This window comes from Noviherbaspirillum sp., from assembly GCF_035654295.1.
GTDB lineage: Bacteria > Pseudomonadota > Gammaproteobacteria > Burkholderiales > Burkholderiaceae_D > Noviherbaspirillum.
The window spans coordinates 1-21864 of record NZ_DASRXF010000071.1 but is presented as its reverse complement, the minus strand read 5'-3'; the positions used below and the strand labels follow the sequence as shown (position 1 = coordinate 21864).

Annotated in this window: 18 protein-coding genes; 14 read left to right on the top strand and 4 right to left on the bottom strand. The window is 64.2% G+C overall.

What is annotated here, in order from left to right; translation table 11 throughout:
* Positions 1-160 precede the first annotated feature (160 nt).
* From VFF99_RS07975 to VFF99_RS07930, 10 genes are all read left to right on the top strand, one after another.
* Positions 161-1012: an alpha/beta hydrolase gene (locus tag VFF99_RS07975; protein WP_325016668.1), complete on the top strand. Its 852-nt coding sequence runs from the start codon at positions 161-163 to the stop codon at positions 1010-1012.
* Positions 1013-1087: 75 nt separating this feature from the next.
* Positions 1088-2308 (top strand): efflux RND transporter periplasmic adaptor subunit, encoded by a 1221-nt coding sequence (locus VFF99_RS07970; protein ID WP_325016666.1) that lies wholly within the window; start codon positions 1088-1090, stop codon positions 2306-2308.
* A 101-nt stretch (positions 2309-2409) separates the two neighbouring features.
* A complete protein-coding gene (locus tag VFF99_RS07965; RefSeq protein ID WP_325016664.1) occupies positions 2410-5583 on the top strand; it encodes an efflux RND transporter permease subunit in 3174 nt (1057 codons plus the stop codon).
* Positions 5580-7001 (top strand): efflux transporter outer membrane subunit, encoded by a 1422-nt coding sequence (locus VFF99_RS07960; protein WP_325016662.1) that lies wholly within the window; start codon positions 5580-5582, stop codon positions 6999-7001. The genes VFF99_RS07965 and VFF99_RS07960 overlap by 4 nt, the downstream gene beginning before the upstream one ends.
* 327 nt (positions 7002-7328) lie before the next feature.
* A complete protein-coding gene (locus tag VFF99_RS07955) occupies positions 7329-7685 on the top strand; it encodes a DUF4148 domain-containing protein (RefSeq protein WP_325016660.1) in 357 nt (118 codons plus the stop codon).
* A 161-nt stretch (positions 7686-7846) separates the two neighbouring features.
* Positions 7847-8632 (top strand): metallophosphoesterase, encoded by a 786-nt coding sequence (locus tag VFF99_RS07950; RefSeq protein WP_325016658.1) that lies wholly within the window; start codon positions 7847-7849, stop codon positions 8630-8632.
* 114 nt (positions 8633-8746) lie between these two features.
* Positions 8747-11287 carry a sensor domain-containing protein gene (locus VFF99_RS07945; RefSeq protein WP_325016657.1) on the top strand — a complete coding sequence of 847 codons (2541 nt, stop codon included), beginning with the start codon at positions 8747-8749 and terminating at the stop codon, positions 11285-11287.
* A gap of 4 nt (positions 11288-11291) precedes the next feature.
* Entirely contained in the window at positions 11292-11675 is a 384-nt protein-coding gene (locus tag VFF99_RS07940) for a nucleotide pyrophosphohydrolase (protein WP_325016656.1), read from the top strand.
* Between the two features lie 300 nt (positions 11676-11975).
* On the top strand, positions 11976-13175 hold the full coding sequence (locus VFF99_RS07935) for a hypothetical protein (protein WP_325016654.1): 1200 nt from the start codon (positions 11976-11978) through the stop codon (positions 13173-13175).
* Between the two features lie 17 nt (positions 13176-13192).
* On the top strand, positions 13193-14524 hold the full coding sequence (locus VFF99_RS07930) for a pentapeptide repeat-containing protein (RefSeq protein ID WP_325016652.1): 1332 nt from the start codon (positions 13193-13195) through the stop codon (positions 14522-14524).
* A gap of 116 nt (positions 14525-14640) precedes the next feature.
* Here VFF99_RS07930 and VFF99_RS07925 read toward each other — a convergent pair whose 3' ends face one another.
* Together VFF99_RS07925 and VFF99_RS07920 are read right to left on the bottom strand one after the other, a co-directional pair.
* On the bottom strand, positions 14641-15984 hold the full coding sequence (locus VFF99_RS07925) for an ATP-binding protein (RefSeq protein WP_325016650.1): 1344 nt from the start codon (positions 15982-15984) through the stop codon (positions 14641-14643).
* Positions 15981-16664: a response regulator gene (locus tag VFF99_RS07920; protein WP_325016648.1), complete on the bottom strand. Its 684-nt coding sequence runs from the start codon at positions 16662-16664 to the stop codon at positions 15981-15983. The genes VFF99_RS07925 and VFF99_RS07920 overlap by 4 nt, the downstream gene beginning before the upstream one ends.
* 163 nt (positions 16665-16827) lie before the next feature.
* On the opposite strand from VFF99_RS07920, the gene VFF99_RS07915 reads away from it, so the two are divergent.
* From VFF99_RS07915 to VFF99_RS07905, 3 genes are all read left to right on the top strand, one after another.
* Entirely contained in the window at positions 16828-18129 is a 1302-nt protein-coding gene (locus tag VFF99_RS07915; protein ID WP_325016646.1) for a hypothetical protein, read from the top strand.
* A gap of 105 nt (positions 18130-18234) precedes the next feature.
* Positions 18235-19077, top strand: a complete 843-nt coding sequence (locus VFF99_RS07910; protein ID WP_325016644.1) for a MipA/OmpV family protein — start codon at positions 18235-18237, stop codon at positions 19075-19077.
* A gap of 8 nt (positions 19078-19085) precedes the next feature.
* The gene (locus tag VFF99_RS07905; RefSeq protein ID WP_325016642.1) at positions 19086-19781 is read left to right on the top strand and encodes a hypothetical protein; all 696 of its coding nucleotides are present in this window, start codon (positions 19086-19088) and stop codon (positions 19779-19781) included.
* Between the two features lie 10 nt (positions 19782-19791).
* Here the strand turns inward: VFF99_RS07905 and VFF99_RS07900 are convergent, their stop codons facing one another.
* Complete coding sequence (locus tag VFF99_RS07900) at positions 19792-20268, bottom strand: VOC family protein (protein WP_325016640.1); 477 nt, start codon at positions 20266-20268, stop codon at positions 19792-19794.
* A gap of 114 nt (positions 20269-20382) precedes the next feature.
* Positions 20383-21507, bottom strand: a complete 1125-nt coding sequence (locus VFF99_RS07895; RefSeq protein WP_325016639.1) for an FAD-dependent oxidoreductase — start codon at positions 21505-21507, stop codon at positions 20383-20385.
* Between the two features lie 164 nt (positions 21508-21671).
* Here VFF99_RS07895 and VFF99_RS07890 point away from each other — a divergent pair.
* On the top strand, positions 21672-21864 hold a 193-nt coding region (locus VFF99_RS07890; protein ID WP_325016637.1), incomplete at its 3' end, for a hypothetical protein.

The following is a 21864-nucleotide window of genomic DNA, read 5'->3' as shown; positions in this document are numbered from 1 at the left end:
CCGCCTGCCGGCGCTCCTGACAGGCGCGGGCAACAGGAAATCCTGCGCGCAGGCCGGGGGCTCCGGCCAGGCACATCCTCAGTATTGTTCAAATCCCTGAACAGTCAATTCGATTTATTGCTGTTTATTCAGATTCTAGAACAAAGTTATAGTGCGGCCCATGACATCGAGGGATCGCACCGTGAAGAAGGACTGTCCGCAAACAGACGCAGTTGACGTCAAGGTAAAGACCCTGGCGGCGCAAGGGGCGCAGGACAAGCTCGTTACGCGCTTGTACATCCCTTCCGCGGCGCAAGGGCTGGACAGCGGACTGATCGTCTTTTTCCCGTGCGGCGGCTTTGTCACGCTGGAAATGGAGGATGCCGAGGGATTTGCCATTGCACTGGCGCAGCGCACCGGGCTGCGCGTGCTGGTCTCGGCATACACGACGGCGCTTGAGCGGCCGTTCCCGGCTGCGGTCGAGGATGCCCACGCCGTATTGAAATGGGCAGCGCGCAACCGCGCGCGCCTTGGATGGGACGGCAGGCTGCTGCTGACGGCGGGCATCGAGGCCGGCGGCAACCTGGCGGCGGTGTCGGCCCTGGTGGCGCGCGACCGCGGCGGGCCGGCATTGAGCGGCCAGATCCTCATCATGCCGATGCTCGATCCGGGCCTGACCAGCTGCTCGATGCGCTCGGCGGCGGAACAGGGCGGTGGCGCCCGCGCGGCCAGCGCCTGCGCCGCCGGCTACCGCGGCTACCTGCCGCGCGCGCTGGACCGCACGCATCCGTATGCGTGCCCGATGCAGTCGAGCCGCATGAAGGGGTTGCCGCCGGCGCTGATCCTGTCGGCCGACGACGATCCGCTGCGCGACGAGGGAGAACAATACGGCGCGAAGCTGGCGTCGGCCGGCATCAGGACAACGGTCAGGCGGCTGCCGCCGATCGAACTGGAAGCGCCGGATGCGCGATGCAATTGCGCCCGGAAGGACACGGTGCTGCAAGAGATCGCCGCATTCATCGCCGGACTTTAAAAAATCGCTTGACCCTCCCATTACGGGAGGGTTGAAGCTTCGGGTTTCAGGAAACAAAGCATAAGGAAGAACACCATGAGGCAACTATCGTCACTCTCCCCCGCAGCCCGCGCCGCGGCTGCCGCCACCATCTCAAGCGTCCTTGCGGCGCTGGTGCTGTCGGCGTGCGGCAAGCCGAACGCGCAGGAACTCGGACAGCAGCCGCAGGGCGGCCCGCCGATCTCGGCCGCCGAAGTCCTCGAAAAGAGCATCCTCGAAACCCAGGAATTCTCCGGACGCCTGGAAGCGGTCGAACGGGTGGACGTGCGTCCGCGCGTGTCGGGCTTCATTGCCTCCGTCAATTTCAAGCCGGGCGCGGAAGTGAAGAAGGGCGACGTGCTGTTCGTCATCGATCCGCGCCCCTACGAAGCCGAAGCCAACCGCGCCGAAGCGGCGGCGCTGGCCGCGCGCGCCAAGGCTGACCTGGCGAAGGTGGAGCTTGCCCGTGCCGAAAAGCTGGTGGCGGAAAAAGCCATCGCGCAGCGCGAGGCTGACGAAAAAGCCTCCAGCGTCAAGGAACTGGAAGCCACCGCCCGCGCCGCCCAGGCCGCCTATGAAGCCGCCAAGCTGAACCTCGGCTTTACCAAGGTCCATTCGCCGATCAACGGCCGCGTCAGCAAGGCCGAAGTCACGACCGGCAACCTGGTCGACGGCGGCGTGGTGCTGACCTCGGTGGTGTCGAGCGCCCCCATCTACGCCAGCTTCGACGGCGACGAGCAGTCCTACCTGCGGGTGGGCGCCATGGCGCGCAAGGGGATTCCGGTGGCGGTGCGCATCGGGCTGGCGAATGAAACCGGCTTCCCGCATGAAGGCAAACTCGAATTCGTCGACAACCGCGTCGACCCGGCCACCGGCAGCGTGCGCATGCGCGCGGTGCTCCCGAACGCCGGCAACGAACTCGCTCCGGGCCTGTTTGCGCGCGTGCAGCTTGCAAGCGGCAACGGGACCGGCGGCGAGACCAAGGCCGCGCTCATCAACGACCGCGCGGTGGGCACCGACCAGAACCGCAAGTTCGTGTTCGTGGTGAACGGCGAAGGCAAGGCGGAATACCGCCCCGTGAAGCTCGGCCCGGTGGTCGACGGCCTGCGCGTGGTGCGCGAAGGCTTGCAGCCTGGCGAGAAGATCGTCGTCAACGGCCTGCAGCGCGTGCGCCCTGGCGCGCCGGTGACGGCGCAGATGGTGCCGATGGACGCCGATCCGAACAAGCAACCGGCAAAAGCCGAAGCCAAGGCAGATCAAAGCCAAGCGAAGTCCTGACCGGAAGGTAAACACCCCCGCCTGACCCATGGATTCCCTCCCTCACAAGGGGAGGGAGCGGGCTCGCTCTCGCTTTCGAAACATACCCAAGAGAGAACACAATGAACTTCTCCCGATTCTTCGTCGACCGCCCGATCTTCGCGGCCGTGCTGTCGATCCTCATTTTCGTGGCCGGCGTGCTGGCCATCTTCAAGCTGCCGGTGTCCGAGTACCCGGACGTGGTGCCGCCTTCGGTCGTGGTGCGCGCGATGTACCCCGGCGCCAACCCGAAGGTGATCGCCGAAACCGTGGCCGCGCCGCTGGAGGAACAGATCAATGGCGTCGAGAACATGCTCTACATGTCCTCGCAGGCCACTTCCGACGGCGCGCTGGCGCTGACCGTCACCTTCAAGATCGGCACCAACGTCGAGCAGGCCGAAACCCAGGTGCAGAACCGCGTGCAGCGCGCGCTGCCGCGCCTGCCGGAGGAAGTGCGCCAGATCGGCGTGACCACCGTCAAGAGCTCGCCCAACCTGACCATGGTGGTGCACCTCTCTTCGCCCAACGGCCGCTATGACGATGTGTACCTGCGCAACTACGCGGTGCTCAACATCAAGGACCAGCTCTCGCGCATCCCCGGCATGGGCGAGGTGATCCTGTTCGGCGCGGGCGACTATGCGATGCGCGTCTGGCTCGATCCGCAGAAGGTGGCCCAGCGCAACATGACGGCTTCGGACGTGGTGCAGGCCATCCGCGAGCAGAACGTGCAGGTGGCCGCCGGCGTGATCGGCGCGGCGCCTGCCAAGAATGCCGAGTTCCAGCTCGTGGTCAATACCCAGGGCCGCCTGAAGTCGGAGGAAGAGTTCGGCAACATCATCGTGCGTACCGGCGCCGACGGCTCCGTGACGCTGCTCAAGGATGTCGCGCGCATCGAGCTCGGCTCGACCGACTACGCGCTGCGCTCGCTGCTGAACAACAAATCGGCCGCCGCCATCGCCGTGTTCGAAGCACCGAATGCGAATGCGCTGCAACTCTCGGCCGACGTGCGCGCCAAGATGGACGAACTGAAGCAGGACTTCCCGGAAGGCGTGGACTACAGCGTGGTGTACGATCCGACGCAGTTCGTGCGCGAGTCGATCCGCGCGGTGATCAAGACCCTGCTCGAAGCAATCGCGCTGGTGGTGCTGGTGGTGATCGTGTTCCTGCAAACCTGGCGCGCCTCCATCATTCCGCTGGTGGCGGTACCGGTCTCCATCGTCGGCACCTTCGCGGTGCTGCTGATGTTCGGTTTCTCGATCAATACCCTGTCGCTGTTCGGCCTGGTGCTGGCCATCGGCATCGTGGTCGATGACGCGATCGTGGTGGTGGAAAACGTGGAACGCAACATCCAGAACGGGCTCACGCCGCGCGATGCCACGGTGCAGGCCATGAAGGAAGTGAGCGGCCCCATCATCGCCATTGCGCTGGTGCTGTGCGCGGTGTTCGTGCCGATCGCCTTCGTGTCCGGCCTGTCCGGCCAGTTCTACCGCCAGTTCGCGCTGACCATCGCGATCTCGACCGTGATCTCGGCCTTCAACTCGCTGACGCTGTCGCCGGCGCTGGCCGCCGCGCTGCTCAAGCCGCACGATGCGCCCAAGGATGCGCTCACGCGCGGCATGGACAAGGTGTTCGGGCGTTTCTTCAACTGGTTCAACCGTGCCTTCGGCCGCGCCTCGCAGCGCTATGAAGGCGGCGTGAAGCAGGTGCTGGCGCGCAAGAGCGCATCGCTGGCGGTGTACGTTCTGCTGTCCATCGCCGCGGTGCTGGTGTTCAAATCGGTACCGAGCGGCTTCGTGCCGGGCCAGGACAAGCAATACCTGGTGGGCTTCGCGCAATTGCCGGATGCGTCCTCCCTCGACCGTACCGACGCCGTGATCCGCCGCATGTCCGACATCGCCCGCTCCGTGCCCGGCGTGAAGGATTCGGTGGCCTTCCCCGGCCTGTCGATCAACGGCTTCACCAATGCGCCGAACGCGGGCATCGTGTTCTTCGGACTGGAGCCCTTCGACAAGCGCGGCGCACCCGAGCAGTCCGGCGCCGCCATCGCGCAGCAGATCAACCAGAAGCTGGCCGGCATCGAGGATGCCTTCATCATGGTCTTCCCGCCGCCGCCGGTGAACGGCCTGGGCACCATCGGCGGTTTCAAGCTGATGGTGGAAGACCGCGGCAACCTCGGCTACGACAAGCTGTATGAAGCCGTGCAGGCGCTGCAGATGAAGGCATGGCAGACACCGGAACTGGCGGGCGTGTTCTCCAGCTACCAGATCAACGTGCCGCAACTGTTCGCCGACGTCGACCGCACCAAGGCCAAGCAGCTCGGCGTGCCGCTGTCGACCATTTACCAGACGCTGCAGATCAACCTCGGCTCGCTGTACGTGAACGACTTCAACCAGTTCGGCCGCACCTACCAGGTGAAGGTGCAGGCGGATGCGCCGTTCCGTTCGCATGCGGAGGACATCGCCCAGCTGAAGGTGCGCAACAACAAGGGAGAGATGATCCCGCTGTCCTCGCTGATGAAGGTCAAGGACAGCTACGGCCCGGACCGCGTGCAGCGCTACAACGCCTACGTCTCCGCCGACATCAATGGCGCAGCGGCCCCCGGCTTCTCCAGCGGCCAGGCACAGGCGGCGATGGAGCGCATTGCGAAGGAGGTGCTGCCCAAGGGCATCACCTATGAATGGACCGAGCTGACCTACCAGGAAATCCTGGCCGGCAACACCATGGTCGTCATCTTCCCGCTGTGCGTGCTGCTGGTGTTCCTGGTGCTGGCCGCGCAGTACGAAAGCTGGACGCTGCCGCTGGCGGTGATCCTGATCGTGCCGATGTCCATCCTGTGCGCACTGCTCGGCGTGAAGCTGACCGGGGGCGACAACAACATCTTCACGCAGATCGCGCTGTTCGTGCTGGTGGGGCTGGCGTCGAAGAACGCGATCCTGATCGTGGAATTCGCACGCGAGCTGGAAGAGCACGGCCGCTCGGTGGTGCAGGCCGCGCTGGAAGCCTGCCGCCTGCGTCTGCGCCCGATCCTGATGACGTCCATCGCCTTCATCATGGGTGTGGTGCCGCTGGTGTTCTCTTCCGGCGCGGGCGCCGAGATGCGTCATGCAATGGGCGTGGCGGTGTTCGCCGGCATGCTGGGCGTGACCTTGTTCGGCCTGTTCCTGACCCCGGTGTTCTATGTGCTGCTGCGCACGTTTGCGAAGCGTTTTGAAAAACAAGTGCCGGCTTATCTCTCGAAGCCGGAGGGAGCCCAATGATGATCCGTTCATTGCACACCTTACCTATCGTTGCGGCGCTGGTGCTCGCGGGATGCGCAGCCCCGGTCCTGCAGGATCCGAAGATCGAGGTGCCGTCCGGCTTCAAGGAGGCCGCCGTCGATGAAGGCCGCTGGAAGCCGGCCGAGCCGGCGGAAGCGCAGCCGCGCGGCGAGTGGTGGAAAGTCTTCAACGACGGCACGCTGAACCGCCTGATCGACGATGCCACCGCCGCCAATGCCAACCTCGCCGCCGCGGCGGCGCGCGTGAAGCAGGCGCGTGCGATCGCAGGCATCGCCGAAGCCGACCGCATTCCGTCGGTAGGCATCGAAGCCGGCCCGCAGCGCGGCCGCGCATCGCCGGTATCGCTCGGCCTGCCGGAAGGCACGCCGATGCCGGTCGTCACCTCCTATACCGCGAGGCTGACCGCCAGCTATGAAGTCGACCTGTTCGGCCGCGTTGGCAACAACGTCAGCGCCGCCCAGGCCGACGCCGCCGCCGGCGAAGCAACCTTCCGCTCCGTGCTGCTGGCGCTGCAAGCCGATGTCGCGCAGACCTATTTCCGCCTGCGCGCCACCGACGCCGAGCTCGCCTTCCTGCGCGAGACGGTGCGCCTGCGCGAAGAGAACGTCCGCATCAACCAGCGCCGCTTCGACCTGGGCGACCTGGGCGAACTTGATCTCGCGCGTTCGAAGACGGAATTGTCGACCACGCGCTCGGAAGCGATTGCACTGGAACGCCAGCGCGCGCAGCTGGAGCACGCCCTGGCGGTATTGCTGGGCAAGCCGGCCGCTGCCTTCAGCGCCGACAGCAATCCGCTGCTGGCCTCGTCCACGCTGCCCGGCATTCCCGCCGGCCTGCCGTCGGCCCTGCTGGAACGCCGTCCGGACATCGCCGCCGCGCAGCGCGCGATGATCGCCGCCAATGCCCGCATTGGCGTGGCGAAATCGGCGATGTTCCCTGCGCTGCGCCTGACTGCCGCCGGCGGCGGAGAGTCCGCGGACTTGTCCGACGTGTTCAAGTGGAGCAGCCGTACCTGGCTAGTCGGCGCGCTGTTGTCGATGCCCATCATCGACGGCGGCCGCAACCGGGCCAACATCTCCCGCGCCGAGGCGGCGCTGGAAGAATCGGTCGCCGGCTACCGCCAGAGCGTGCTGACGGCATTTGCCGAAGTCGAGGACAACCTCGCCGGCCTGCGCACGCTCGCCGGACAGGCACAGGCGATCGACGAGGCGGTGGCCTCGGCGCGTCGTTCCACCGATCTGGCCGGCAAGCTGTATGAGGCCGGGCGCTCCAGCTACCTCGACGTGATCGATGCCCAGCGCAACCTGGCGGCGGTGGAACGCAGTGCCGTGCAGCTGCGCGGCGCGCGGGCGACGACCACGGTGGCGCTGATCCGCTCCCTCGGCGGGGGCTGGTAACTGCATCCGAAGCCGAAAGGCTGACGTATATGAGCGGCCGGGCGGCGCGCAGACATCCGCGCAAGGCCGGATCGCTTGAGAGGCAGGGTTCCGCAGGACAGGGAAACCCTGCCAAGGAGACAGAAGGGCGCGATCTTGAAAAGCAAGGGCTGATTGTTTCGGATTCAGAAATGGTCCATTGCCTTTATTGCTGTTTTTCAAGTATCGCGCGATAGCTAGACTGTGCTTCATCGATGAGCACACGACGATGCGACTCACGAAAGACGCGATGGAAAGCAGGATGTCCTGACCGACGCGCCGGAGTCATTAACTTCTTTGGAGAAAAACATGAATGCGAAAAACCTGATTGCCGCTGTTTCCCTGCTGACCGCCGCCGGTTCCGTGCTGGCCGACCAGACCTACCCGTTCGTCGAGCACACCAACGTGACGTCGAGCCGCACCCGCGCTGAAGTCGTGGCCGAGACCAAGCCGGCTGCCAGCAGCGAGTTCGTCGAACACAAGAACATTGCCTCGACCAAGACCCGCGCCGAAGTGCGCCATGAACTGGCCTACCAGCCGGTCGGCGGCGCCCCGTTCGTCGAGCACACCAACGTCGCTTCCAGCCGTACCCGCGACGAAGTGCGCAACGAAGCCATCCAGGCAGCCAAGGGCACGCAAGTCAAAGGCGCCAGCTTCGGCGGCTGATCGCCCGGCAAGATGTGCGGGAAGCGCTTGAAACGTTTCCCGCCCCACGAAGTCTCCTCCAGACTCTCCGAGAGTTGGATTTCGCCCGCAGCCCTCAACGGCCGCGGGCTTTTTTTTTGTTTGCGTACAATGGAAGCCTCTCGTCCCCTTCCCGGCTTGCCATGAAGATCCAGTACGCGTCCGACCTCCATCTCGACCTCCTGCAGGACCGCTTCCCCGGTTACCGCGCCGTCGAGCCCGCCGAAGGCGCCGAGGTGCTCATCATTGCCGGAGACATCCATCACGGCACCGCGGCGGTGGAGACATTTGCCCACTGGCCGGTGCCGGTGGTCTATGTTCATGGCAACCACGAAGCCTACGGCAGCAGCGTCGGCGAAACCACGAGCGCGCTGCGCGCCGCCGCCGGCGGCCGGGTGCACTACCTCGAACAAGGCGAATATGTCCTCGGCGATGTCCGCTTCCTCGGCTGCTGCCTGTGGACCGATTACGGCATATTCCCCGAGCAGCGGCAGGCTGCGATGCAGGAGTGCGAACAGCGCCTGCTCGACCACCGTGCCATCCGGGAAGGCGAGGCCATGTTCGGCGCCGCCGATGCGCAGCGCCTGCACCAGGCATCGCGTGCCTGGCTGGCGAAGAAGCTGGACGAACCTTTCGACGGCCGCACCGTGGTCGTCACCCATCACGGCCCGCATCCCGGCTCCATCCACCCGCGCTACGCCGGCCAGCTGCTCAATGCCGGCTTCGTCAGCGACCTCACGCCCCTGCTGGGCAAGGCGGCGCTGTGGGTGCATGGGCATGTGCACGACAGCTTCGACTACACGGTGTCGGGCACACGGATCGTCGCCAATCCCCGCGGATACGCGCTGAACCGGCATGCTGCGGTGTCGCCGCAACAGATCCAATGGGAGAATCCGCATTTCCAGCCGGCGCATTTCGTTAATATCTGAGCCACTGGCAAGGCGCTTCCTGTTACGCTGTCGGCTGCACTATTCGCGCCAAGATGCAATAATTGCCGCAGAGCAAAGCGTCTGGCAGCGCCGTTCAGGATCGGGGATCCCAGCATGGACAAAGAGGTTTTCGCGGCTTTCAGGCCGAGGGACGGGGGAGACACTACGGCAGGCACCTCCACTGCCGCGCGCGCCACCGCTGAAGAAGCGCTGCGAGCGAGCGAAGAAAAATACCGTGACATCCTGGAGACCATCGAGGATGCGTATTACGAGGTCGACCTGCAGGGCAACATGGTCCTGCTCAACAGCGCCTTTTGCCGCATGGTCGGCTACGAGGCGCATGAACTGATCGGCCGCAACAACCGCAGCTATCAGCCGATCGACGTCGCCGCCCGCACCTACCAGACCTTCAACCAGGTATTCCGCACCGGCGTTCCGGCCCACGCCTTCGACTGGGAAATGATCCGCAAGGACGGCAGCATCGTCGTCGGCGAGGGCTCGGTGCAGCTGGTGCGCGACCTCAATGGCGAACCGGTCGGCTTCCGCGGCATCCTGCGCGACGTGACCGAGCGCCGGCGTGTGGAACGGGCGCTGCGCGAGAGCGAAGGGCGCTACCGCAGCATCATCGAGAGCATCCAGGACGCCTACTACGAGGTCAACCTCGCCGGCACCATGGTGATGTGCAACAGCGCGTTCTGCCGCATGCTCGGCTACGAGTCGCACGAGATCGTCGGCCGCAACAACCGCCAGCTGCAGCCGCCAGACTTCCATGGCCGCATCTACGAAGTGTTCAACAGGGTCTACAAGACCGGTATCCCGACCGAGAGCTTCGACTGGCAGATGCTGCGCAAGGACGGCAGCGTGGTGACCGGCGAAGGCTCGGTGCAGCTGGTGCGCAACAGCAGCGGGGCACCCGTCGGTTTCTGCGGCATCCTGCGCGACGTCACCGAGCGGCGCCGGGTCGAGCATGCGCTGCGCGAGAGCGAGGCCCGCTTCCGTTCGCTGACCAACCTCACCTCGGACTGGTACTGGGAGCAGGATGCCGACATCCGCTTCACCCGCATGGAAAGCCGCGACGCGAACGCCGCCTCGGTGCGGGATTTCTTCCTCGGCCGCACGCCCTGGGAAACCGGCCTGCGCATCGAGCATGAACGGGGATGGGATGCGTTCCGCGAGCTGATGTTCGCGCGCAAGCCCTTCCGCGACATCATCTTCCACCGCACGCTGGAGTGCGGCACTCCCTATTTCGTCAGCGTCAGCGGCGAACCGATCTTCGACGGCAGCGGCGATTTCACCGGCTACCGCGGCGTGGCGCGCGAGATCACCGACAAGAAGATCGCGGAAGAGCGCATCCAGTACCTCGCCACCCACGACGGCCTCACCGGCCTGCCCAACCGCATGATGTTCAGCGAGCTGCTGTCCGCCGCCATCCGCACGGCGCGGCGCTACGATCGCCGCTTCGCGGTGCTGTTCATCGACCTCGACCGCTTCAAGTACATCAACGATACGCTCGGGCACCATGCCGGCGACACGCTGCTCAAGGAAGTCGCCGACCGCTTCAAGGCCGCACTGCGCAGCAGCGATATGATTGCCCGCCTCGGCGGCGACGAGTTCGTGGCACTGGTGCACGAAACCCCGGAAGAGGATTCGGTGGCGGCGGTGGCCCGCAAGATGCTCGCCGCCGCCGCCCGCCCGTTCACCCTGGTGGAACGCGAATGCCGGATCAGCGCCAGCGTCGGCATCGCCATGTACCCGCGCGACGGCGACGACGAACAGGCGCTGATGAAGAATGCCGACATCGCGATGTACTTCGCCAAGGAAGAGGGCAAGAACAATTTCCAGTTCTATTCCAAGGAAATCACCACCCAGTCGCTGGAGCGGCTCACGCTCGAAACCAACCTGCGCCGCGCGCTGGAGCGCGACGAGTTCAGCCTGCACTACCAGGCCAAGCGCGACCTCGCCACCGGCAGGATCACGGGCGTGGAAGCGCTGCTGCGCTGGACCAACGACGAGCTCGGCAGCGTGCCGCCGTCGCAGTTCATCCCGCTGGCCGAAGAGATCGGCGTCATTGTCCCGGTCGGAAAATGGGTGCTCAAGACCGCCTGCGCGCAGAACATGGCCTGGCAGCGCGAGGGTCTGCCGCCGGTGTGCATGGCGGTCAACCTCTCGGTGCGCCAGTTCGCCGACGAGGATCTCCTTGGCGACATCGCCGCCATCCTGCGCGAGACGGGCATGCCGCCCGGATTGCTGGAACTGGAGATCACCGAAGGTATGGTGGTGCACAACCCGGAGCATGCGCAGAGGCTGCTCAGGGCGATCAAGCAGATGGGCGTGCGGCTCGCCATCGATGATTTCGGCGCCGGCTATTCCGCGCTCGGCCAGCTCAAGCACTTCCCGATCGACACGCTCAAGGTGGACCGCTCCTTCATCCGCGACGTGGTCGACAACCCGGGCGACAAGGCGATCACCGGCGCCATCATCTCGATGGGGAAGACGCTCAACCTGACGGTCGTGGCCGAAGGCGTGGAAACCGTCGAGCAGGAAAGCTTCCTGAAGGAGCATGCCTGCGACCAGATGCAGGGTTTCCTGTTCAGCAAGCCGGTTCCGCCGGGCGACTTCGCAGACCTGCTGCGAGCGCAGCAAAAGAAGGATTGAAACGATGGCCGACCTCGACGCGATCCGCGCCCGACTGCTCGCCTTCCGCGACGAACGCGACTGGAAGCAGTTCCACACGCTGAAGAACCTGATCATTTCGCTCAACCTGGAATCGGCCGAGCTGCTCGAACTGACGCAATGGAAAACCGATGCGCAGCTCGACGCGCTCAAGTCCGATCCGGGATTCCGCGAAGCGCTGCGCGACGAATGTGCGGACGTGCTGCTCTACCTGCTGCTGGTGGCGGATGACGCCGGCATCGACCTGCTCGATGCGGCACAGGCGAAGATTGCCAAGAATGCCGCGCGCTATCCGGTGGAGCAGGCATTTGGATCGGCGCGGAAGTATACGGAGTTGAAGGACGCGGCGCGCAAGAAGCCGGATGCGTGAGGGGCGCTGGCGGGTTTCGCTGCGCTCTACCCACCCTACGATTCTCTATAAAGGACGGTAGGGTGGGTAGAGCGAAGCGAAACCCGCCATCACGAAAGGACCTCCGGATCGGCGGAGCGCAGCGAAACCCACATCACCTAAACACGCGCCACACCCGCACTCCGTTAAGAGCATTCAGAATCCGATAATTATTTTTCCCCTCCCCACCCCTCACCTCTAACATTCTTGTTCGCGCATCCCAGTCCCCGCGCATTCCATCGCAGTTCCCACCGATACATCCTTTTCTCGGAAGAACACAACATGACGGGCATCGTTTCATCCTTTTACAGAGCAGCGACTTTTTGCTGGAATCTCCCGGACGTGAACGACAAGGCCGAACTCGACACTGCTGCGCCTGATCGCCCGCACGCCGACGGTCCGCTCACGAACATTATCGTCGATGGAAAATGGTGCGACTCCGGCGCCAAGGTTGAGGCAGCTGATTTTCGAGAGAAGGTCGATGCGGGGGCGACAGACGAAGGCAGCGCTACCGATGGCTGCAGGTACAAAAGCCTGGAGGAATTTGTACAGCCCCGCACCGTTCGCGCGGCCCATTCTTCCGTTCTGCCCGTCGACGCTGCCGTACAGACGGTGACGATCCTTACGTCCCCCGTCGAACCCGTTGAGACGGTGATACAGCGAGTCGCGCATCACAGGGAAAAGATTCTTGCAGCCCTTAAGGAAGCGTATATTTTTGGGCGTAATCACCAGGATGAGTCGAAAGATTTCCTTAAAACGGAGATGTTTAAAAAGGCACTCGCCATCGCTACGTTGCTGCCCCATGCCGAAACACAAAGGCTAAACCAGGAAGCCCTTCTCGATGATAATTTTAAAAATCTCCATCTGCTCTTCTCCTACCATGACAGGCAAGTCGAACAATACGAAATCAATGCGTCGCTTGCCTATTGGAAGAAAGTCCTTGGTGCACATGTGCATGCCTATTGGGAGGTCCTCCAGCTTTACTGCGAGACTAAAGCGGAGAAAGACCGGAAAGACGAATTCCAGCTTTTCCTGGACACGGCAAGACTGGCCGGCGTTCCGACCCTGACCCTGTTGCATTGGAAGAATCACTGGATGGCCTTCATCGCCGATATGCGCGGTGCGAAACCCGTCTTCTATATTTTCGATACGAACGCCTCCGTGTACGAAAGCGGAAGAAGGCATGCCTTTGAAGAATATCTGGGGTACCTTTCCAAACTGTCGAAGAACGAGATCAGTCCCGCCAATACCGTGTACTGCGGGTATGCGATGCAACGACACACGCCGAACGCGTGCGGCGTGCTCGCCTGCTGGATACTGGAACAAGTCGCGCTGAAAATGGCAAGTCATCCGGAGATCCCGATCGCTGCGCTGTTCGACGCCTGCGTCAAGGACTGGCAGCCGACCGGTGCAAAAGAGGCGTCCCAGAAGCGATTTGTGCTCCACTGGCGCGCGGAGCTGCTTGCGCGCCTTCACGCATAGCGCACCAGTAGGGCGAAATGACTGCCGTGCCGCCGGAATCGGCGAACACGGCCGTTGAAGTTTACAGGGGAAGGAAAGTGATCAATCTCAATTCGAACTTGCCTGCGGCCTTGCCACAGCGCGTCGATAACACCAACGAAGCGCAACTCGACAAACGGGCGAGAGAATCGGCGTTCATCGAACAAGTCAGAGACGGGCGCACGGATTTTTCCGGCGTCGATTTTTCCGGCATCGAATTGAAAGAGATGAAAATGTCCAACCTTAACCTGACACGATGCGATTTCAGCAATGCAAAGCTTCTACGATGCGATTTTATTTCCACCCGTCTTGATCGCGTCAACTTCACCAGTGCGAATCTCACGGACTCGAGCATGACTTGGTGCGAGGCAACCGATATCGCCATGGAAAACGCCTGCCTGGAAAGAGTGTGTCTCAACGATAGCAAATTCACCTCCTGCCGTTTCTCCAACGCCAACCTGACCCGCGCATTCCTTACCCGAAGCACCTTCCATGACTGCAAGTTCGATCGCGCAATGTTGTCGTTTAGCACTTTTAGCGACAGTCATTTTGTGGGCGCCGACTTCAGTCGAATAATGAACGTAGGCAGGGGACAGGTTGAGGACTGTACCTTTCGGAACGTTTCGTGGCAGGACGGAAAGGTCCTTTTGAACTTCTGGAACGTCAAGTTTGAAGATGTCAGCTTCCACGGGCTTTACTTTGGAGGGGTCCGTTTCAGTTATTGCGATTTCCGGGGGCCGATCGACTTTGAAAGCTGCTGGGGTTTTGACGACCTCGCAAGCTGTACCTTCGAGAACGTCAATTTCCTGCCTTTAATCGACCCACCGAACATGTGGGCACGAGTAAGCGGTTTCGAGAAAGAGCGCCTTCATTATGAAAAGTACCGGCCGATTTGGAAGTCCGTCATCAATTGGAAAGATGTGTACAGACGCAGCCGCACCCTGAAACTCGATCTTGCAGCCTATGCGGAGAACATCCTCGACCTCGACCCGGTAACGCGAAAGTTCCTCAGGGAGAAAGTCACGTCACTCTTGGATGAGAAGCGTGAGCTGGCGACGCCCGATGCGATCGAATTGTTCCATCAAATCAAAATGATCGATGACGAGATGACGGAAGCGGAGATCCGGGAAAAACTCGCTTCCGAAAAAAGGGAGCGCGTGCTGTCGTCGTCGAGCAGCGGCTCCAAGAACTCCGCTCTTGTGCTGGAGAACGTCAGCAGCTGGAGCGTGAACTCCACCAGGTCGAGCATCGCGTTGGGGAACAAATCGCAGAATGGCGGAGTTTCTCCGGGCACCGACAAGGACGCCAATTTTTTACATCTGTTCGGCTAGGCGCCAACGCATGTGAAGCACCCGGCGGTTCTTTATAACGGACCGTAGCGTGGGTAGAGCGCAGCGAAACCCACGGAGATGCCTCTCGCGCCTGCATGACGGGTTTGGCTGCCGCTCTACCCGCCCTGCGGTTGCTGGTGCGCTACCGCGCATGCCGGGATGCGCAGGACGAAGCGGGCGCCGCCGCCGTCCGCGTCGTCGACGCCGATGCTTCCGCCGTGCAGGCGCAATGCCCTGGATGCGATCGCCAGCCCCAGGCCGAATCCGCCGGTCGCGCGGTCGCGGCTGCGGTCGAGGCGGTGGAAGGCTTCGAACACCCGCTCGCGCTCCTCGACGGGAATGCCGGGGCCGTCATCCTCGATCACGACTTCCACGCTGCCCCCGGACAACCTCGCGGCCGACATCGCCACCCGGCCATTCGCATACTTCACGGCGTTGGCCAGGACATTGCCCACCGCGCGCGCAATCAGTTTGCGGTCGCCCGTCACCATGCCCAGCCCTTCCGGCAGCGACAGCGCCAGCTGTTTGCCGCCGAGCGCATGGCCGACCTTGCCTGCACACTGGCGCAACAACTCCTCCATCCCGAAGGGTGCGCAGCGCAGCGTCTGTCCCTGGTCCAGCTTCGCCAGGTCCAGCAGTTCATTGACCAGCCCGTCGAGTTCCTGCACATCGTCTTCCATGACCCGGATGCGCGTTTCCAGGTCTTCCCGGTCGCGTGCGCCGCGCAGCAGTTCGAGACCGAAGCCGATGCGTGTGATCGGGGTGCGCAGCTCGTGCGAGACGGAATGCAGCAGGTTCTTGTGCGCGCCGAGCAGTTCCTGGATCCGACCCGCCATCTGGTTCATGCGCGCGGCAAGCGGAAACAGTCCCGACGCCTTGCGCGTTGCCGCGCGCGCCTCCAGCCTGCCTTCCCCCAGGTTGTCCGCCACTTTCGACAGGGCGAGCAGTTCCAGCCAGTGCCGCCGCGACCAGAGCCCGATCGGCACCAGCACGCACAAGGCGACGATCGCATAGCGCAGCAGTTCCATCTTCAGCTCGAGCCCGACGTCGATCGGCAGGCCGCTCACCTGCAGCACCTCTTCCTCGCTGCCGACATAACGCTCGCCGGCGAGGTCGACACGGCGGTAGAAGGATTTGGCATCGATGTCGAGCACCAGTTCGCCGCGCTGCAGGACAGCGTGCCGCGACGGATCAACCTTGGAACGGGCAGCGTCGAGCGGCAGCAGCTCCAGGCGCAGGCCGGATACTTCGCGTACCTTGTTGAGCCGCACCAGCCATTCGTCGGCCGGCGCCTGGTCGATGTATTGCTCTAGGAGGAAGATCGGCCCGGAGGCTTGCTTGCGCGCGATGTCTTCCAGCGGGTCGCCGAACACATGGCGGATCGCGAAATAGATCGCGAAGGCCGCGACCGCAATGGCGAACAGGATGAGGGGAACGATCCGGAAAAAAATCCGGTTCATGCGTCCCAGGCGGAGGGGCTGAACAGGTAGCCTTCGCCCCACACGGTCTTGATGCGCTCGGCGTCCGGATCGTCGAACTTGCGGCGCAGGCGCGAGACGCAATTGTCGATGCTGCGGTCCAGGCCGTCGAACTCGATGCCGCGCATCTTCAGCAAGATTTCGTTGCGCGACATGACCTGCCCCGCTGCTTCCGCCAGCACCAGCAGCAGCTTGAACTCGGTGCTGTTGAGCACGACCGGTTCGCCGCGCCAGGTGACCGTGCGGTTCTCGCGCGACAACTGGAAGGCGCCGAACACGATGTCTTCGCTGCGCGCCGTTGCCTGCCCGCGCCGCAGCAGCGCGCGCAGGCGGGCCAGCAGCACGCGCGGCTGCACCGGCTTGTTGATGTAGTCGTCGGCGCCCTGTTCGAGGCCGGACACTTCGTCGTAGGTATCCTCGCGCGCGGTCAGGATCAGGATGGGCACGCTGCTGATCTCGCGCAGCTGGCGGCACACCACCATGCCGTCCAGCCCGGGCAGCATCAGGTCCAGCACCACGGCATCCGGCCGGGTGTCGCGAAAGCGCGCAAGCGCGGCGTCGCCGCGGTTCACCACGTCGACGGAAAATTCATAGCCGGCAAGATATTCGGCCACCAGCGACGACAGCTTTTCGTCGTCTTCGACCAGCATCAATCGGTACATATTTTTCTCCCTGCGCGAATTGTATAAGAGCGAGCCGATCCATGCCGATTGGAAATATTTAAGTACAAATTCGCGACAATTTCATGACCGGCACGGGGGGATTTTGCGAAACAGGCAACGTAGGATGCCATGCAGGTTCCCACTTTCCGAGGAAAGAACATCCATGACCCCCAGCAGACTTCTCCTTGCCGCACTGTCCGCCATCCTGCTCGCCGCCGGCTGCGGAGGCGGTTCCGGCAGCGCGGGCGCCGCCGCGGACGGCCCGGGCACCTTTGCCCCGGCTTCCAACATCCTGCCGCAGTCCGAAGCCGGCGTGCCTTACGCGCAATTCTCCGCGCCGCTGTCGCAGACCGCCATCGCCGAGCGGCGCATGGTCACCGTGCGCGACGCCGAGGCATGGAACAGGCTGTGGGCCGAACATGCCGGCCCGGGCATCGTCCACCGCCCGGCGCCGGAAGTCGATTTCTCGAAGAAGATGGTGATCGGCTTGTTCTTCGGCGCCGGCAGCGCCTGCGACAGCTTCGCCATCGACACTGTCAAGCGGAAGGATGGCCCGCCGCGTATCGAAGTGGCATGGAAGCAGACGCCATCGCCGGAAGTGTGCGCAGCCGCCGTCGTCAACCACGCGGTGCTGATCACCGTCCCGGCATCGGCGCTGCCGGTGGAGTTCGTGCCGGCACTGGAAGTCGCGTCCGATCTCGTGGTGCGCACCGGCTGGTCATTCGGCTTCTGCCTGGACAAGTGCGAAGGCCAGGCCGAGATCCGGCAGGACAGCGCCACGTTGCGCGTCACGGACGGCAAGCAATCGACGCAGCAGGAACGCGCGGTATGGGGCGCGGTGACCCGCCAGGAATGGGAAACCCTGCTTGCCACCTTCGACACCCTGCCGGACGTGACGGTCGGTTGCCCGGACTGCGCCGATGAAGGGCGCGAGTGGATCGAGGTCGAGCACAAGGGCGGCAGGAAGCGGCTGGACATGAGCTGCGGCGTCGTCGTCCCCGAAGCGTCGCGCCTGCAGGAAACCGTGCGCGTCATCCGCGCGCGCCTGTCGGTGGCGCTGGGCTTGCCGGAATTCTGCAATCCCGGCAGTGTGGCCTTCGAGCGCATCGCGCCCTCGCTGTTCTCGTCCGATATTTCCGAGCAGCGTTTTGCGGCCGTCAGGGATGCGGCCGGCTGGGCCGCGCTGTGGCAAGAGCACAGCGGCGGACAGGCGCCGCTGCCGGCGGTGGATTTCTCGCAGCAAATGGTAGCGGGCGTTTTCATGGGACGCGAATCGATCCCCTGCGGCAGCACCAGCATCGAATCGGTGCGCCGGCGCAGCAATCCGGACCGCATCGAAGTCGGCTACCGGGTCCTCGATCCGGGGCCGGTGGCCTGCATCGCGGCGGTGATCAACCAGTATGCGCTGGTGACGCTGCCGAACTCGCCGCTGCCGGTGGAATTCGTCAGGCTGCCGTCGCCGTAGCGCGCTTAGGCAAGGGATGACAGGGGGAAATGCCAATACAATACCGGGGATATGCCATCCCGGAGATTTGACGACGTGACCCCTGTTACCCCTGCCCGACATCGCATGCGATTCCTCCCGCTCCTCGTCCTTGCCGCCGCACCCGTGCTGGCGCCGGCCCAGACGCCGGCCGCGCGCATGATGCCCGACGGCAGCAGGGACATGTACATCGGGCTCGGGGTCTCATCGGCGCCGCGTTACCGTGGCGCGGACGCGCGCGAGACGGATCCTGCTGCGTTGTTGCAGGTCCAGTGGAGCAACGGCGTTTTCCTCTCGGGGACGAGCCTCGGCATGCACCTGTCGGATGCGCCGGCGCTGGAGTACGGGCCGCTGGCCGCCGTGGAATCGGGCCGCAGTGCATCGGGCAGGCAAAAGCTTTCCGGCATCGGCGGCATCGGCGCGGCCGGTCTCATCGGCACCGCCGCGCCCGGCATCGATTCCGGCTCGGGCCGGCCTTTGCGCTTTACCGACATCCGCTCTACGCTCGGCGCCGGCGCCTTTCTCAACTATTACCTGGACGAGAGCCTGCGCCTGACCGGCAACCTGCTCTACGGCGTTGGCGAAAGCCACGATGGCTTGCTGCTGCAGGCCGGCGTGCAGAAATCCTTCGCGCCCGCCGCGCATCACCGCATCGCGCTGTCGGCCGGCGCAACCTGGGCCAACAAGCGCTACATGCGGGAATACTTCGGCGTCGACCCCGTTGCCTCCGGCAGCGGCGTGTCCTATGCGCCGTCTTCCGGCCTGCGCGACGTGCAGCTCACCCTCAACTGGAACTGGGAATTGAGCAATACCTGGCTGCTGAGCTCGCAGCTGTCGGCCACCCGCCTGACCGGCCCGGCCGCCGACAGCCCCTATGTAGACCGCCGTACCGGCTTCGGTGTGCGCACCGGGCTGGCCTATCGCTTCTGATCGACACCATGACCCTCGCGCGTGCATTCCTTCTCGCCCTGCTGCTGCTGACCGGAGCGGCCGGCGCACGCGCGGCGGACGAGGCGCAGGACGGCGAGTGGATCAGCTACCGCGACGCCTACCGGCAGATGATCCGTTTCGAGAAGTACGGCAAGCCGAAGCACCTGGTCCAGCACCATCTGCAGGTGGTGCCGAAGGACAAGGGCGTGTCGCTGGAGGGCGCGCGCCTGACGCTGACCGGCCCGTCGCTGCAACTGAACCTGCCGCTCGATGCGGCCGGGCGCGCGGTGTTCCCGTTCCTGAAATCCGCCTATGACGACAACGCCCGCATCGTCCTGAACCGCAAGGTCGGGCAGTACCTGCTGCAGCCGCGCATTTCGCTGGCGCCGCGCGCGGACGGCACCTACGAACTCGGCGACCTGCGCGCCGCCTGCGAGCAGGCCCTCGACTACCTGCGGCACGCGGGCCGCCCGGGCATGCAGGACAAGGCATGTTCCGGTGTGCGCTTTTCCTATCCGAGGGACGCCAGCCCCGTGGTCAGGCTGCGCGGCGCGGCGCAGACGCTTGCCGTCGAGGAAGCGGCGGCGTTCGCGGATGCCGCCGCGCCGCTGTTCAAGACCGTGAGCTACCGTTTCGGCGACGCCGACAAGGGAACACTCATCACCGAGGGCGCACCGGTCGCGATCGCGCCGGAGTTCAGGTAAGTCAGGTACGTCAGGCAGGAGAGCCGCCGAAGGCTTCCTTCGAGCGCCGCTCCAGTTCGTCCGGCGGCACATCCTCGACGTGGGTGGCGATCCACCATTTGTGGCCGAAGGGATCGGTGATCATGCCGCCGCGGTCGCCGTAGAACTGGTCCGCCACCGGACGCTCCAGCTTGCCGCCGGCCTGCACCGCCTGGTCAACCAGCGCGTCCACATTTTCCACATACAGATGCAGCATCACGGGCGAGCCGCCGATGGTTTCCGGGCTCTGCGCGCCCATCTCGGGAAACTCGTCGCTCAGCATGATGGCCGAGTCGCCGATGCGGATTTCCGCATGGCCGACCTTGCCGTCCGGGCTGGCCACACGGAAGGTCTCTTCCGCCCCGAAGGCGCGCTTGTAGAAGTCCAGCGCGGCTGCCGCGTTCCGGATGGTCAGGTAAGGCGTCAGCGTGTGGTAGCCCTCGGGCACCGGTTTTACCTTGTTCGTCATTGCACAATCCTCCGCTCGCTCGTTGACAGGGGTGTTCGCCGATTTAAGCACCCTCATGCGGGTGCGTACTGATCAAGACTAAGAAGGAAGAGTAAGCAAGCCCTGCTGACAGCGTCATGTCAGGAGCGCGGCGGTCCGCCCGGCAATGTCCGCCCCCAATGCCACGCCCATGCCGTTGCAGCCGAAGCCGAGCACGATGCGTTCCGACACGCGCCGCACCAGCGGCTGCTTGTCCGCGGTAAAACCCATGATGCCTGCCCAGCGCTGCGCAATGCGCGCCTTGCGGCCGGGCAGGATGAGCTCGTTCAACAGGCGTTCGAGCGCCTGCTGCACCGGGTCGGTGACGGCAAGTTCGGTCGTGGCTTCCGCCGCCATGTGCAGATGGCGCGCACCGCCGAGCAGCACGCGCTCGCCGATGTTGCGGAAGTAATAGAAGCCGCGATCCAGGTGGTAGGTCCCGTGCCACGGCAAACCGGGTATCGGCTCGGTCACCAGCACCTGCCCGCGGGCGGGAACGATGCCGCACTCCGGCAGCAGCTCCCGCGTGAAGCCGTTGGTGCAAAGCGCGACACGCGCGGCGCGCAGTGTCAGCGGCGCCGGTGCGGCGGCATGCACCCGCACTTCGCCATCCCCTTCCTCCAGAGAAACGACGCGAACCCCGGCAAGCAGGCTGATGTCCTGCTGCGCGGCAAGGCGGGCCAGTGCCTGCATCAGCATGCCCGCGTGCAGCTGGCCTTCGAGGGAATTGCCGACCAGCACGCGCACCTGCGCGCCGAAACCGCTGCGCGCCGGCGCTATCGGGTCGGCGTAGAAAACCTCATGACCAAACACCGGGTGCAGCAATGCATTGACCTTGTCGAGACTGTCCAGCGCGGGCAGCTCTTCTTCGCGCAGCAACTCGAATCCGCCCCGCTGTTCATAACCGAGCGCCGCATCGCCCACGCGCTTGCGCAGGCGTTGCAAGCCCTGCCAGCGCCGTTCGACGAGGGCGGCTGTCGCTGACTCGCCCATCGTGTCGCAGTCATGCAGCAGCTCGCTGAGGCTGCCGAAGCAGGCAAAGCCTGCGTTCCGGGTCGAGGCGCCGCTGGGCAACACCCCCCGCTCCAGTACGCGGATGCGTGCATGCGGCAAGCGTGCGCGCACTTCGAGCGCGGTCTGCAGACCGACCAGGCCGGCGCCGACCACGATGACGTCGGCATCGAGCATCACGTCCTGTTCCCAAAAGCTGGGCTGCATCATCGTTTGTCCTTTCCACTGTCATGGTAGGACAGCGCGACGGGAAGAAAAATATTTCCCGAGGGCAGAAAGCCGCGTCGCTGCTGCGCCGCAGCGTTGATCGTCGACCGCCATGCAAAACCAAACTCTTGCCCCTTTGTCCAACCTGTCGCCTAACAGAAAAGGGTATGAGAGTGGACAACAAGAATCCGCAAGACCAGAACCCGCGGCGCGCCTCATCCCGGAGCCGCTCACTTCCCCGTCTCTTCCTGCTCATCTTCCTGTATGCCTTCGTCCTGCTGACGATCGCACTGGCCGGCGGCCTGTATTACGCCACCGCCTACCTGGCGAAGATCGTGCCGCTCACGCCGAGCGTGGAAG